The sequence below is a fragment of the Endozoicomonas sp. genome (genome assembly GCF_031844845.1).
Classification (GTDB): domain Bacteria; phylum Pseudomonadota; class Gammaproteobacteria; order Pseudomonadales; family Endozoicomonadaceae; genus Endozoicomonas.
The window spans coordinates 1-14,833 of sequence record NZ_JAVRMB020000121.1 but is presented as its reverse complement, the minus strand read 5'-3'; the positions used below and the strand labels follow the sequence as shown (position 1 = coordinate 14,833).

The following is a 14,833-nucleotide window of genomic DNA, read 5'->3' as shown; positions in this document are numbered from 1 at the left end:
CTGAGTACACTTCGTTCCCACGCTCTGAGGCTGTCGCAAAAGGTAGATTAAGCCTTGAACCACAAAGGCACAAAGGTTTTTTGGAGTTGCCAGCGCTACGCGCTGCAAACAAAAGAAAAAGTCTTCCTTTGTGTCTTTGTGTCTTTGTGCTTTTGTGGTTCCTTCTTTTAAGGCCTTTTTCGACACTTTCCTGCGCGGGGATGACGAGGGTATATTCTGAATTTTCGCTTCCCTTAGGCCTATAGGCTACGGTAATAACATTTGAAGATATGATTTAAAAAAGGGTGCAGAATAATGAGTGTAATTACTGAAAAGTATTCAGTCCCTGCCAAAAATCAGTTACTTCAGAATAAGGACGTTAAAAAATCACCCTGTAAAACTACCAATGGGCAACAGGTTGCTGTTATCAGTAATACCGTAAAATTAATCAACCATGATCGCTTATCTGGATTCTGTCAGCAGGCTGGTAGTCCATTTCAAAAGCCTGTTCGTATCATAGCGGGTGTTATTATTTTTTTGAGCCAGACGGGATATGCAGTAACTGATAGCCTGGATGCTAACCTCAATAATACAGGTAATGGGGATTCCGAGTTATCAAACACCTCCAAAGTCGTTACTTTCGTCAGTCTGGGCTGCCTGGGGTTAATGACGCTTGGTTTAGCCTGTTGTGGCCTGATCGGATATGCGTATCAACGATCTAACCGATCAAATGAACAGACTGCCGGGCGTGTTCAGGAGCAGATTGAACTGCGGGAATTCATACATAAGAATGAAGAGGATAATCAGTCTGATAACATTTCCACAGAAGATACTGGAATCGATCCGGTATGGATAAAAAGGTATTGAACAGCGCAACACCCGCCGGGCAGATAAAGTACTGAACATGAGTCAACCCACGGTACCCATCAGTTGCTTTAATTGTTGCCGTAGCCAGTTAAGCCCCGGGTCACTGCTTTTACTGATATGCCAGCTCATGTAATGGGGTGCAGGCCTCAGTGGAAAAGGCAGCTCAAGAATCTGAAGATCCAGTTTATCACACCATTCGAGAGCCAGACGACGATGGGTTGTGCAAAGCAGTTCTGTTCTGGAAGCGGCGATCAGCATGCTTAGTGGTGAATGGCTGTAATAGGCAATATCTCGCTGGGGAAGCGGCGTATCAGACAAGCGGGCCATCCGTTCATCAAGCTTTTGAAGTCCCAGACAGATATGTTTTTCAGAAAAATACTGCTCTCTGGTCAGGGTCTTTTGGATTCTCGGGTGGTCACGGGCGCAGACAACGGCAATCTCAAAACTCTTCAGCCATTCCTGCTTAATTGATGAATGACTGATGACTGCTGTGCCAATAAATAGATCAGCACGTCGCTCGCTCAATGCTGCATAGGCTTCATCGGTTCTATCCGTTGTGGGAATCAATCGGGTGGTGATAGAAGGAGCGTGCTGCTGACAGTGAGTCAGCAGGTTGGGATACAGCAGGTCATCAAGATAAACCTCTCCGGCAATAACAAAATTCCGATCACTGGTCGCCGGGTTGAATTCAATGCCACTCCCCAAACCCTGTTCAAAGGATCGCAAACCTTCCTTGATGTGCTGGTGCATGATGATGGCGTGATTGGTGGGACGTATACCCCTGCCATCCCGGATGAACAAAGGGTCAGGTGTTTTCTGCCGTAATTTGGTCATGGCTTTGCTGACGGCTGCCGTTGTCATATCCAGCTGCACCGCCGCGCCACTGATGCTACCCGTGCGCATAACGGCATCAAATATCAGCAGAAGGTTGAGGTTGTAGTCCTGAAGATTAATCACATTGTTAACTCGTTATCTGGTTACGGTGATGATTATTAACTTTTAGTTAACTGTCAATTGTCATATATCGTAATGATATAGACGACATAGGTTTATAGAATACGCTGGTATTCTCTCAAAACGGACTCGTTCATACTTATGAAATTCACACGCACCCTGCTGAGCACCGTTGTTGCCAGCGCCTTGATGATTACCTCTGCCAATGCCGAGATGGTTGAAGATGCTTCCAATATGTTTTGGGGTACAGGCGACCGTATTGAAGTTATGGAGAAAACCGGCATCAATCTGGGCTACACCAAAGACAGCGACAAGGTTGCCCCTGAACTGACCGGGCACGCTCGTAAAATGGATCAGGGAATTATCAAAGTCGATGACAATATTTTCATGGCATACGGCTTTGGTCTCGACAGCCCGGTTATGATTGTTGGCGACGAAGGCGTGATCATTGTTGATCCGGGTGAGTCTTTGGAGCACGGTCTGGCTGCGAAGAAGTATCTGGATAAATACGCTGATGGCAAGCCGGTTGTTGGTATCATCTACACCCACAACCACTTTGACCATGTTGGCGGTGTACGCGCCTTTGTTAATGACGAAGATGTGAAATCCGGCAACGTTAAAATTTACGCTCAGGAAGGCGTCACTGAGGCGGTGGCTAACTGGTCTTCCAACGTTGGTACCATCCTTGGTCACCGCACCGGCTACACCGCTGCTTTTTACGTTGAGCCAGGTGAAGACGGTTCCGTTAACGATGCATTGGGCCCACAAACTCAGTTTGGTACAACGACCTTTATTGTGCCTGACGTGACCTATAAAGACCGGTTGGTTGTTAAGGAAGGCGGTTTTGATTTTGAGTTGATCAACGTTCCATCAGAAACAAAAGATGAAACGGTTGTATGGTTCCCGAAACAAAAGATTGTTCACGCTGCAGAAGTTTTACAGGGTGAAAACTTCCCTAACCTGCACTCCATTCGTGGCACTAAGTTCCGCAACCCTCAGATGTGGTACAGCGGTATTGACGTAATGCGTGAGTTGAATGCTGAAGTGATGGTTAACTCCCATGGTCGTCCGGTTCAGGGACAGGATAATGTTGCCTCTGTACTGACCGATTATCGTGATGCCATCCAGTATGTTCACGACCAGACCATCCGTTACATGAACATGGGTATGACACCGGATCAACTGGTTGAAAAAGTTAAATTGCCTGAACATCTGGCCAATGCCCCCTGGAACGGTGAGTTCTACGGTACCGTTAACCACGCTGTACGTCAGATGTACGTGGGCTACCTGGGCTTCTTCCAGGCTGATCCATGGACACTGGAACCTATGCAGTATGACGAACGTGCTGAACGAATGGTTAAGCTGATGGGTGGCCGTGACAATGTCATGAAAGAAGCCAAAGTGGCGATCAGGGACGGAGACTTCACCTGGGCTGCTGAAATCATGACTCAGGTTATTCGTACCAATCCTGATGATATGGAAGCCCGCAACCTGAAAGCTCAGGCTTATCGTGGCTGGGCTCCGGAGGTTATTAATGTTAACTGGCGCAACTGGATCCTGACGGCTGCCGCAGAACTGGAAGACAAGATGGATTACTCTTCCAGCGTTAACTTTAATTCCCCTGACGTTCTGCAGGCTCTGCCGACCAAAAACATCTTTGCCATGCTGACAAGCAAGCTGGATGGTGAAAAGTCAGTCGATACTAATATGACTCTGGCGATCAAACTTCCGGATACCGGCGAAACCTTCGCTCTGGAAATTCGTCGTGGCGTTGCCCAGTTCTATGAAAAGATGCCTGAAAAGACGGACATTGTCGTTAATTTGAATCGTTCTCTGCTGAATGAAGCTCTGATGGGACAAAGCGGACCTATGAATCAGGTTCTGGCTAAAGGCGCAGAGGCGGGAACCTTCTCCTTCGAGAAAGGCGATATGGCAGGTCTGCAGACTTTCCTGAGCTACTTCCCAGCAGCACTGGCTCCAAAGGACATCAAGCTGATCGTTCGTTAAGACCCGTATCAAATGATGGCCTCCGGGCCATCATTTGACTCCCCTTCTTTTATCTACTTAAACTCGTAAGTCTATGAAATACCGATTTTCTTGCGCTTGCCAAAATCATCATCAGATACAAAAGCGAAACTGCTGAAGGAGTGCCGCTTCGCAGGTTTTTAGCTAACCCCACCACCCATCCGGTAGTCGCATAATCATCTGATCCCAGAGAGCCTCCGGCAAATGCCAGAATGTGTGGCAGATATGTGCGGATTAACTATTCCTGAAGCTGCCCAGCACATCCTTACGCTTAAGCCGGGCCATAGCAACATAAGCCACGGGTACTACGAATAGTGAAAAGAAGGTACCAGTGAGTAAACCACCCACTAAAACCAAACCTATGTTAACTAAACCCAGAGAACCCGGGCCTCCTGCTGCCGCCAATGGTACCGCACTAAAAATCATAGTGAGCGAGGTCATTAAAATCGGTCTGAGACGTGATTCGGCACTGCTCCTGGCAGCCTGAACCGGATCTAGCCCTTTCGCTTGTTGCTTATTCGCAAAATCCACCAATAAGATGCCGTGCTTAGTGACTAATCCCACTAAGGTAAGCAGCCCTATTTGCGAGTAAATATTAATACTTTGTCCAAAAACAGACAGGGTTAGTAAAGCACCCACAATACTTAATGGTACCGTCAGCAAAATAATGACAGGGTCTATAAAACTTTCAAATTGTGCGGCTAAAATCAAATAGATAAACACAAACGCCAGCAGAAATAGTGCCTGGCTTCCGGCTTGAGAATCAATGAGCTCTTTAATTAAGCCGTTATACATCATGCCTTGAGAATCTGTGAGTAGATTAGCAACCTCGGTGTCCAGGTACGCTTTAACCTTATCGGTTGAATATCCTGGCATCAGATCTGCGCGTATTTCTGCACTGTCCAGGCCCATAAAGGTCTTAATACTCGATTCTGCCGTGGTTTGCTCTAACGACACAAACTGTGACAAAGGCAGAGCCTGCCCGGAACTGGATGGCACATAGAGCTTATTCAATACATTAAAATCACCCAGCTGTTGTGGATTTGCCTGCACTTGAATCGGATAAGTAAACCCATCAGTTGCGTGTAAATCAGCCGCTTTAACCGAACCTAAAAAGGTCGATAATGCGCTGGTTACATCGGCATAACTGGCTCCGGAAAGTGTGATCGCATTACGGTCTATGGATAGGTCAAAACGCAACTGGTCACGCACCACCGAATTGCTCACATTGGTTAATCCGGGGTAGCTTTCTAGCAGTGCCTCAACCTTCGCAGCTGTGTCACTGAGTGATATCGCATCTCTATCGAGCGAAGTGAGTTCTAAAACGACGCTGGTCGTAATGTTTAGCCCGTCAGCCCGACGTACGCTAAAAGACAGGTTATAGGCTGCAACATCGGTCTTGGCCCGAGCCATTAAATCTTCAATCACTGAATTAGCCGTCTCGGTACGCTCACCCCAGGGCTTTAACAACACATTATTCGTCGGTGCCCCTTCGATGTAAGAGAGATTGGCGGCTATCGACTCACTGGCAGCCATAACAGCATTAAGCTCAGCATTATGATCAATGTGATATTGTCGTCCAACTCCCGTTGGCCCCGTCGCCGTCACATCTATAAGGCCAGAGTCTTCAATCGGCAGCAATATTTTGGGCAGTTGCCAGTAGGCCAGTCCCGCACCAGCCATCAATAGAACGGCGAGTGCCAGCATCAAACGCTGACGACCAAACCACTTTTCCAGTTCATTAAGATACAGCTCATTGAGTCGACTCAACGCTGTCTCTACCTTGTTAAACCAATCACGATTGGCCGTAACGGGCTTAATCAAAAACGCGCTCATCATAGGTGAAAGGGTTAATGCCACCATGCCCGAGATAATGACAGCCGCGGCTAAAGTAAATGAGAACTGTCTAAACAGATCCGCTGTCAGTCCCGACATCAAGCCTATGGGAATATAGACAGCGGTTAAGGTTAACGTCATGGCAATAATCGGGAAAATAATCTCCTGGCAGCCATTGATTGCCGCATTAAACGGGGTCGCTCCCTGTTCAATGTGACGGTAGCAGTTTTCCACCACCACAATGGCGTCATCCACCACTAATCCAATAGCCAGAATAATTGCCAATATCGTCAGGACATTGATACTAAAGCCCAGTAGCGACATAACACTAAAGACTCCAATGATACACACTGGAATCGTAATGACCGGGATAGAAGCCACTCGAAAACTGCCCAAAAACAGCACCACAACCAAGGTCACCAGTACTACCGCTTCAACTAATGCTATCCCCCCTTTGTTAATCGCAGTTTCGATAAAGTCAGCCTGGTTGTAAGCATTTTTCATCTCGATGCCAGCGGGTAGGCTGGCCTGCATACGGTCAATTTCAGTTTGAATATTGCTGGCGACTATCACAGGATTGGCATTGCTTAATGGCAAGATCTGAATCGACATCGCCAGATTGCCACCAATAGAAAGCAGGCTCGGCGTTAAGCTCTCCTCCCCCATCACCACATCGGCCACATCATCAATCCGGATAATATTGCCATTATCAACCCGTAATACTAAATCCTTCACATCATCAAGAGTCTCAACCTGATTCAGCGGGTTGATAGAGAAGTCCCGTGATGCGCCAATAATGGCACCAGAGGTAAAGCTTTCATTATAAGTACCCAGCGTACCCACCACATCCGCCGCCTTAATATTAAGCTGCTTCATGGGTTCCGGATTTAGCCAGACTCTTACGGCACGGCTAGAGCCGCCATAAGGTCCCCAGACAGCACCAACACCCTGAACCTGTTTAAATTGCGGAACCAGTTGCTGGCTAATGTAGTCATACATCGCCTGCTTAGTCATATTGCCACTGCGGGTAAACGTGATGATATTACTGGCCGACCCCGTTGCCGACACATCATCTGTCACCGTTGGCTTATCAATCATGCTTTCGGGAAAATCATTAATAGACTCGACGCTACTGCGCAACTTATTCATTAAGTTGGTGTATTCAATCTCATCGATGTCATCTGAAAACTTAATGCTAAGAGTACAACTGCCCTCGGTACAGTTTGTCGACATGGTATCGACCCTATCGATCCCTGCTGCGGAAGAAATAAGCTTATCGGCTACATTCCTCGACATAAAGTCTGCGCTGGCTCCAGAGATAGAGGCATTCACCGTTGCTGAATGGATGCTGTATTCCGGAAAGTAACGAATATCTAATGTTTGAAAGGCTATTAACCCAAATAGAATAGTGATGATACTCAAGACAGACGCAAAAATCGGGTGGCGAATACACACTTCAGGAAGACGCATTAGCTGTCTCCCTGGCTGGGTGATACGATTTTATCGGATAAAATCGTCACTTCACTGCCTTCAGATAAATTCTGCATTCCGGTTTTCACCACACTATCACCGGCAGTGATTCCTGAAGTAATAACCACATAGCCATCATTGGTGTTGTGGCCCAATACCACGGCTTGCTTAATAGCTTTATTATCGCGAATTAGCCATACAAAACGTTGCTGATTATTTGCGATCACAGAATTTTGCGGGACTAACAAGCGTTTAATGCCATGGCTGAAATACTGCTTAATGTTAGCAAACATCCCCGGGGCCAACTGGTAATCAGGATTATCTAATTGCGCACGAATTTCTACCCGGCCAGAGCTCTCATCTATGGCTGGCGCCACATAACTCACGACCCCCTTAAACACACGGTCCTGGTACGCTTCAACGGTAACCTGCACCTCCTGACCTTTCTCAGCCTTACCAAATTCACCCTGGCTAATAGAATATTGCACTTCTACCGGGTTCAAGTCATATAGGGTTCCTAATACGGTATTAGCACTAATATGACTGCCTATGGATTGAGAAAAGCTGGTGAGCTGCCCGTTAAACGGCGATACAATCCGGTAGTCCTGCACGATTGCCTGCTTTTGACGCAGGTCCGCAGCAGCCAGGTTGACGCTTTCTTTTAATTCATCAACATCCTGTTTTGACAACGCCTCTGGCTGAATAGCGAGTAAGCTCTCAACCCGCTCTAATTTTGTTTTGGCCAGGGCTAGCGTGCTCTTAGACTTATCAAAATCAGCTTGCACTTTAGTGCTATCTAGCTCAGCAATCAAATCCCCTTTTTTGATTTTATCGCCGTCATTAAAATGAATCGCGGTAATGGTTTCACTGGCATTAAAAGTGAGCTGTGCGGAATCAATAGCATTGATCTTACCCACCTCTTTAATAATGTCGGCAAAAGACTTCTCTATTACCTGCTCAATGGTAACGGGGATTATTTCCACGGCGTACGCACGGTAAAATGAAGCCGCTAACAATATGCCGAAAAATGATAGTTGGCTGACCAGTCGGCAAGTTTTTCCGAGTTTAATATTGAATAACGTGTTCATTTAAATTTACCTACTGCTGAAAACGTGAAGCCCACTGGGTCTGCAGTGTTACCATGTTGATTGCCAAATGTTCAGGATTCAAAAAGACGCTGAGAGGTACAAAAGGGTGTCTGGTGGCACTTAGAAGACCGAAAACTGTAAAGCCTGATTTCAGGTAATAATGGCGACAGAATTCTAACCGGGTAATGGGGTTAGTTTGCGCTCAGAATATAACGTAAATAAAGTGATATCATCGTAACCAGTACATCATTTCATATGGATTGACTTGTTGCTGTAGGTTGGGTCGAGCAGCGTGAGCCCAACAGGGAAGGTATACTAAGCCTGTAAATTGTTGGGGCTCGCTACGCTCGACCCAACCTACGTACCAAACCCATTGAAACGGTGTGCCTGAACTCTCAGCCTTAATGACCTTGCCAAGTCAGTAGTCGTGTATTTTACACCGACTATTCGTAAAGCTCCACAAATCAAAACAGCTGTAACCCCTCCAATTTTTATAGCCTCGTCAGCCAAACCTGTGGATTATTTCTGGCTTCGCTAGTTTGCCAGGTGTGTGATATGAGGCTATTTCTGCGCATCTGCAGGTTCTGAAACCGTAGGGTTTTCTCGTAGTGCGTTTTATCCTGGTGAACAGACCACTCTGAAGTGGCGCCTATCTTTTTCCACAGAATTTCATCAGCAGGGTTTGCAGTATCACGATGCATAAGATTTTTGTTGACTCGGTTACCAATCAGGGTATTATCCGCTCACCCAAGATATTGATCTTCTGGTGGTTTTTCCGGTTTTCGGTGAATCAGAAAGGAGAGTATCGACCGGTCAACGCGCTCGTAGCTCAGCTGGATAGAGTACCTGGCTACGAACCAGGCGGTCGGAGGTTCGAATCCTCCCGAGCGCGCCATATATGAAAAGCCCATCTCATTGAGATGGGCTTTTTTTTTGCTTTTTTTGTTATAGGGATGTTCAAACCGGGCTCCCATCCGCTGGTTTTGGCTTGTTGCTGGTCAGGATAGTGAACTTTTCGGGTGTTTTCTGATCCAAACCAGTAAATGTCAGAAATTAACTGGATTAGTAAGGATACCCGGACTTGTTAGTAGCATCCCAATCCCCGTTATTCACATCCTCAGTGCGTCCTGTCGTTCCCACCATGGAACAGGCTGAGCAGCTTGACCGGATTGCCGACTGTCAGGGTAATAAATCTGGTTCAGTAGCCTACCCTCATTTCCGTCGGGCGCTTTCCAATTACAGGATACAGCGTGTCGATGAAGGTCAGGTGATGTCCCGGCTTTGGAAACAGTCATCTGCAGCCGGTCATATTGCTTTTTACCAGTCTTTTATCCATGCCAGGCAAACGATCAATGACCGTCTGAAGCAACTGTCTGCCGGAGAAAAAATGGCGGTGGTGCTGGATTATGGTATTGGGGAGAGCGCACAATACTTTGCCGGATCGACTGGAAGAAACGTAACAATGGCCTCATCATGCAGTCGGGACACCCATAAGAATCAGGCTGACTGTTCCTTTGCCTTGCCCGGAGCCCTGGAATTTCTGAAATCGGTAAAAACTGCGCCAGTGGAAATCGGTTATCCCTGCAGTGGTGGGGATCTGAATACTGGTAAGCGGTATATGATGGGTATGTCGATAACCGCTGGTTGTCCGGCAGTAACAGACGAAAGCGTAAACATTGCGACGAAAGCCCATCAGAAAGACAAGACGCTCAGTGAGATCTGTGACGGTTGCAGTAAAACTCTGTTTCTTGCAGACCAGCCCGGCGGTATCGGAATCCATGATATAGCGCTATCGGATGGTTATTTACCCATGTCGGTTCGGGAAAATATCACCCACCCCCCGCTGGGGTTTGCTGTCCAGACAAACAGGACGAGTGAACTGCAAAGCTGGGATGACACTGAGATGCCCCGGGCTGAAAAGCCAAATCCCATGGCTGCCCAGCTGGAGCAGGCACTGAACTATAGTCAGAGCCCGGGTTACGATGACCTGACAACTCAGACCTGTCGGAACGCAATCCGGGAGTTTGACCGTTTAACCAAAGACCTGACCGCGGACCGCATAGGCCAAATGGTGGTGGTGATGGATATAGATGGGACTGTCGTGAACAACAGCCCCTGGATTGCGGGTCTTTGTAGTAAGGGGCAGCTCAGCACCCAGGAATCCCACAGCCGCTGGGCGGTGTCGCAACAGGCAACGGCTATTAAGGGCGTGGGAGAGTTGGTTGGTGCTTACCGGAAAAAGAAGGTGCCAGTTATCTGGGTGAGCAACAGGACACCGGGGCTAAATGGTCAGTCAGGTGATGAGGTCAGAAAAGCAACGGAAGCGCATCTTAAGACGCTGGGGCTGTTCGAAGAGGGTGAGCAGGTTCTTCTCAAAGGGGATCGTACGGTTACAGCCTCCAATGGTGAGATTGATACCCATAAAAGACACCGCTTTGATGCCATTCGCCAGGGGGGTGTCGTTCCGGGAAGAACTGAAATCGTCCAGATGGTGGGTGATGACCCGGCAGATCTTGAGATTGATACGGAGCCGTTCTACAACGTTGACAGTGACACCTGGCCGGCAACGATAAAGGAAAAGATTGGGAGAAAACTGATTTTGATGCCCAATCCCCTGTTTTATCGTGGCTGGCACAGGGATTTGGCACAGGGATTTGCACAGGGATTTGGTCAGACACTTGGTGTCATCAGGAAAACTGGTGGGAACCCAGCCTGCGGATATGGCAGAAATGAACCGGATTGAACTGGGTCGCTGGTTTTCCGGGGAAGCGCAGAATGATATCCATTATATGCTTTAGGCCCTGTTGACATAAGGCTGCAAGTCAATGCCATCAGGCATTGACTGCGGTCGTCATGACGCCTGACTGTTGAGCAGTACCCAGCGGTTTTTCCGTCTGCTGTGCCAGATAGAGATCACGATAGTGACCTTTAACCTGAAGCAGCTCCTCATGCTTCCCACGCTGAACAATCTTCCTTTTATGCATCACCAGAATCTGATCCGCATCCTGAATGGTGGCCAGACGATGAGCAACAGCAATTGTGGTCTGGTTTTGAACCTTGCCGGTATTGTCATTATTACACTGCTTTGCCACTGGCTGGTGGATTACCTTATTTGAATCATTGGTTACCCATAGCGCTGATTCCTGTCGTTTCTCTGAAAATGCAGCGATATGTTTGTCGTGACATAAATGAACTATTCGATAGATTTATTACTCTAATCGTAACTGTGCTGTAACTATTACGTTTATCGAACAGCAAAATTGTTTTGTTAAATACCTGAAGAAGTACAACTATGAGAATCATCGGTAGCTCTGAATCTGTCAAATATCAAAATAACGATAACAGTGAGTTCAGCAGCAGGAGGGGGGAGGCGGAGGAGACGTCTGAATTCTCCTCCTCATCTCAGTCAGTAAAAGGTAGTGCCATTAAAGCAGGTGAGACAAAAGTATATCGAAATAAGGACGTATATATATGTAAGTATTTGATATTTGGGGATAAAGAATGCCTTGATGAATTTGACAACCAGTTTCAATTGGCGCAACACCAGATTAAGGCTCATAACATTAAGCAAAACTTTATGATGTTTAATTCTCACTTAGATGCCGGGAAGTCAGATGCTGTAAAAGTGTCTGAAAATAATGGAAAGTTTTCAGTAGGGGGCAGGGAACAAAATGTTTCACGAAACTACACATATGAAATGCCATCAGGTCTGGTTATAGGGATGTCTGGCTTCAGTACATCCGGAAGATCCATGCAGGGAACTGGAAAATTATTAGAATACTTACTAGTGGAAAGAACTGTAGGAGTCGAGAAAATGAATCTTACAAAGTTGGTAGAAGATATGCCTCAGGAGGCTGGTTCCTCAGAAAGGCAGAACGAACACGAGCCTCCCCAATCAATCTACGCGAGGGAACCTGAGAATCTGGAAGCCGTTCTGGGGGAAAGAACCGTGGATCTTACAGAGTTGGGAGAAGATATACTCCAGGAGACTGGTTCCTCAGAAATGCAGGACGAATACGAGCCTCCCCATTCAATCCCCGCTCCGGAGGAATCCGAGAATCTGGAAGCCGTTCATCCGGAGCTCGTCTTCAACACGCAGGACAAGTATAGAAATGATGTGAATAACCCATACCCATATTATGGCTTCCTGAATAGAAACAAGTATCCAGTCAGCAAGTAACGGTATAGAGAAACAGAAGGTATAATCCTGTTGTTAACAAGTTTCTTCTTTATAGATCTTCAGCCCCCGTGACTGGTAATTCCGCAGGGCATAGTCATGATCCAGCGTACAGGTATGAACCCAGACACGTTTTGCTCCCCAGTTCCAGGCTTCTGAAATGGCAGCACTCAACAGACAGCCGCCCAACCCTTTTCCGATGAACGGCTCTGCAAGGCCAAAGTAGGAAATTTCAATATCATCATTCTGGCTTTGCAGTTCAAAATAGCCAGCAGGGCTGCCTTGGTAATAGCCTACCCAAAGACGAAGATTGTCGTTTTCTGCATAATCGCACCATTGATCATCAGACCAGGCCAGCTTATCGGTCCATTCCCACTGTTTGCCAATATAGCTGTAGAGAAACCGGTTGAACTGAAATTGTTTGGCCTGGCACTCCTGAATGACAAAGTCCGGGTTGGTGACTGACTTGTGGATAAGTTCTTCCGGAGAAGTCATTTCCAGTGACCAGATAGTAACTGCTTCTTTTGCCATACTGTTTTTTATTTCCAGGCTGCATTATTTACTGGTGCAAAGACAGCTGGGAATTTAGTGAGACTGTTCCAACCGCTTGGCATAGACGACAGTATCATAACCGACCGTGGCCACAATATTACCAGCGATGAAGAAGATAATAACCAGGGCGGTATCGAGCACAGTGAAACTGCCCAGTAGTTGAGTCAAACGACCAAAGCCCTCTATAAAGAAAAGGTAGAGTCCAAAGACGTAGGGTACATAGCTGGGAATACCGGACAGGAGTTTTCGTGCTCCTTTGCTTAATCCTGTCAGTACAGTAATGGAGAGCAAAGAGCCAATGAGTAAAAGTATCCAGCTGGTTTGCATGCCCTGAACGGCCAGTTGCAAAAGTGCAATGGTCAGTGTGATGGCCAGGACGATATCGGCTTTTAATGCCAGAACAGTGAAGCGGTCTTTATCATTTTTACCGGCAATGATCTGAGCTAACTGAAACATGATGAACCCCCCGATAAGGTGTTGATCTCTTGGTACATGGTTTCAATGGGTTTGACAGGTCACCTGTCAATTTCAATGAAACCATGCACCAGACCATGTCTCAGTTATATCATTAGTAAAGGTAGGTAAAATTGATGTAAGGCAGTAGTTTTACCTATAATGGATCACTTTTTTTTTGTATTACAGACAGGCGCATCTCCAGTTCACACTCAAGCTGGTCAAGTTGTTCCAGCTGCTGTTTCTGGGCGATATTTACATGCCAGTAGTGAGGGGTCATGGTGAGCAGATCCATAATGGCTTGAGGAGAATCCAGCATCATGGTTGCCCTGACAGTCTGGCTTTCCAGCAGATGAAAGTTGCCGGGTAAATCCTGAAGGCGTTTATCTTCCGGATAAGGGCGAACTTCGTCATAAATCGCGTTGCGCAGTGCCAGTAGATGATTCTGGCCGGGAGTCAGTATGACAATATGTCCACCAGGTTTCAGGACTCTGGAGAATTCAGACCAGTCCGTGCGTGAAAAAATACTGATAATCGTATCAAACTGACCATCCATCAACGGTAGCGCACTGACGCTGGCGACCAGCCATTCAATATTCTTATTTCGCTTGCTGGCGGCAAGAATCGCTGGTTTGGCAATATCAAATCCACAGACCTCACTGCCTTCAAGCCGGTTTTTTATCGCTGATGTGTAATAACCTTCACCACAACCGGCATCAAGAATGTTCTGACTGGTTTTATTGCCAAGAGTACTGACTTTCTCAATCAATGCTTCGACGACGGGTTGATAGTGGCCGTGATTTAAAAAGCGGGCTCTGGCTTCGACCATCATTTGATCATCACCGGGGTTTTTACTTCGTTTTTTATTGCTGGGTAAAAGGTTTAGATAACCCTGACGTGCCCGGTCAAATTGATGATTGTTATTACAGACCGCCCCTCTTTTTTCCGGAGAGAGTGGTTCAGAACAGATCGGGCAGCGGAGTTTGATGGGCATTGGGATTGGCAGTATGGTTAAAAGCCAGAGAGTTTAATGGTCTCTGGCTGATATTCAACTGCTTCAGGCTTTTCCTGCAGCAAGTCTCTGTTCAACGCTCAAGGTGATGCCAGCGCATCCATACCATCAGTGATAGGGATGGCAGGGTTCTTGAAGGACTCACAAATACTCATGGCGATTTTCTTTCACGGCAAAAACATGGGTAGTTCTTTATTAATAAGAGTGCCGTTTACTTTAAACCATGAAAAGCAGGAAAACTCTATAGACGAATTTCCATAATAAAGTGAGTGATTACAACGGACTCGGGTTGATCTTACCGCAGGGTTAGCCGATATTTCCTTAGGGTTTGGAGCTACGCTGGAATCCATATCAACAGAATTTGTAAACTACCTATTGGCTCAAAGGAATAGTCACTGTAGTCTGCGTCGAAATTTCTGA

12 protein-coding genes and 1 tRNA gene are annotated in these 14,833 nt (G+C 46.8%); 5 read left to right on the top strand and 8 right to left on the bottom strand.

Features of this window, described 5'->3' with window-relative positions:
* A partial coding sequence (locus RM811_RS05815) for a hypothetical protein (protein WP_402521743.1) occupies nt 1-186 on the bottom strand: 186 nt, incomplete at its 3' end.
* A gap of 108 nt (nt 187-294) precedes the next feature.
* Between RM811_RS05815 and RM811_RS05810 the strand changes: the two genes are divergently transcribed.
* Entirely contained in the window at nt 295-846 is a 552-nt protein-coding gene (locus tag RM811_RS05810; protein WP_402521740.1) for a hypothetical protein, read from the top strand.
* Between the two features lie 42 nt (nt 847-888).
* On the opposite strand, the gene RM811_RS05805 is transcribed toward RM811_RS05810, so the two are convergent.
* Nucleotides 889-1,803, bottom strand: coding sequence for a LysR family transcriptional regulator (locus tag RM811_RS05805; RefSeq protein ID WP_402521738.1), 915 nt, complete (start codon nt 1,801-1,803; stop codon nt 889-891).
* Between the two features lie 138 nt (nt 1,804-1,941).
* Here RM811_RS05805 and RM811_RS05800 point away from each other — a divergent pair, with 138 nt between their 5' ends.
* Nucleotides 1,942-3,807: an alkyl sulfatase dimerization domain-containing protein gene (locus RM811_RS05800; RefSeq protein ID WP_402521736.1), complete on the top strand. Its 1,866-nt coding sequence runs from the start codon at nt 1,942-1,944 to the stop codon at nt 3,805-3,807.
* 252 nt (nt 3,808-4,059) lie between these two features.
* Here the strand turns inward: RM811_RS05800 and RM811_RS05795 are convergent, their stop codons facing one another.
* A complete protein-coding gene (locus RM811_RS05795) occupies nt 4,060-7,131 on the bottom strand; it encodes an efflux RND transporter permease subunit (RefSeq protein WP_402521734.1) in 3,072 nt (1,023 codons plus the stop codon).
* Nucleotides 7,131-8,219 carry an efflux RND transporter periplasmic adaptor subunit gene (locus RM811_RS05790; RefSeq protein ID WP_402521732.1) on the bottom strand — a complete coding sequence of 363 codons (1,089 nt, stop codon included), beginning with the start codon at nt 8,217-8,219 and terminating at the stop codon, nt 7,131-7,133. The genes RM811_RS05795 and RM811_RS05790 overlap by 1 nt, the downstream gene beginning before the upstream one ends.
* 818 nt (nt 8,220-9,037) lie before the next feature.
* Between RM811_RS05790 and RM811_RS05785 the strand changes: the two genes are divergently transcribed.
* Together RM811_RS05785 and RM811_RS05780 are read left to right on the top strand one after the other, a co-directional pair.
* Nucleotides 9,038-9,114 (top strand) — tRNA-Arg (locus RM811_RS05785).
* A gap of 186 nt (nt 9,115-9,300) precedes the next feature.
* A complete protein-coding gene (locus RM811_RS05780; protein WP_402521730.1) occupies nt 9,301-10,962 on the top strand; it encodes an HAD family acid phosphatase in 1,662 nt (553 codons plus the stop codon).
* A gap of 88 nt (nt 10,963-11,050) precedes the next feature.
* On the opposite strand, the gene RM811_RS05775 is transcribed toward RM811_RS05780, so the two are convergent.
* On the bottom strand, nt 11,051-11,311 hold the full coding sequence (locus RM811_RS05775; RefSeq protein ID WP_402521728.1) for a hypothetical protein: 261 nt from the start codon (nt 11,309-11,311) through the stop codon (nt 11,051-11,053).
* A 200-nt stretch (nt 11,312-11,511) separates the two neighbouring features.
* Between RM811_RS05775 and RM811_RS05770 the strand changes: the two genes are divergently transcribed.
* Entirely contained in the window at nt 11,512-12,399 is an 888-nt protein-coding gene (locus tag RM811_RS05770) for a hypothetical protein (RefSeq protein ID WP_402521725.1), read from the top strand.
* Between the two features lie 33 nt (nt 12,400-12,432).
* Here the strand turns inward: RM811_RS05770 and RM811_RS05765 are convergent, their stop codons facing one another.
* The 3 genes from RM811_RS05765 to RM811_RS05755 form a co-directional block, all read right to left on the bottom strand.
* The gene (locus tag RM811_RS05765) at nt 12,433-12,927 is read right to left on the bottom strand and encodes a GNAT family N-acetyltransferase (RefSeq protein WP_402521724.1); all 495 of its coding nucleotides are present in this window, start codon (nt 12,925-12,927) and stop codon (nt 12,433-12,435) included.
* 54 nt (nt 12,928-12,981) lie between these two features.
* Nucleotides 12,982-13,404, bottom strand: coding sequence for a hypothetical protein (locus RM811_RS05760; RefSeq protein ID WP_402521722.1), 423 nt, complete (start codon nt 13,402-13,404; stop codon nt 12,982-12,984).
* Between the two features lie 154 nt (nt 13,405-13,558).
* A complete protein-coding gene (locus RM811_RS05755) occupies nt 13,559-14,395 on the bottom strand; it encodes a putative RNA methyltransferase (RefSeq protein ID WP_402521720.1) in 837 nt (278 codons plus the stop codon).
* Nucleotides 14,396-14,833: the final 438 nt, after the last annotated feature.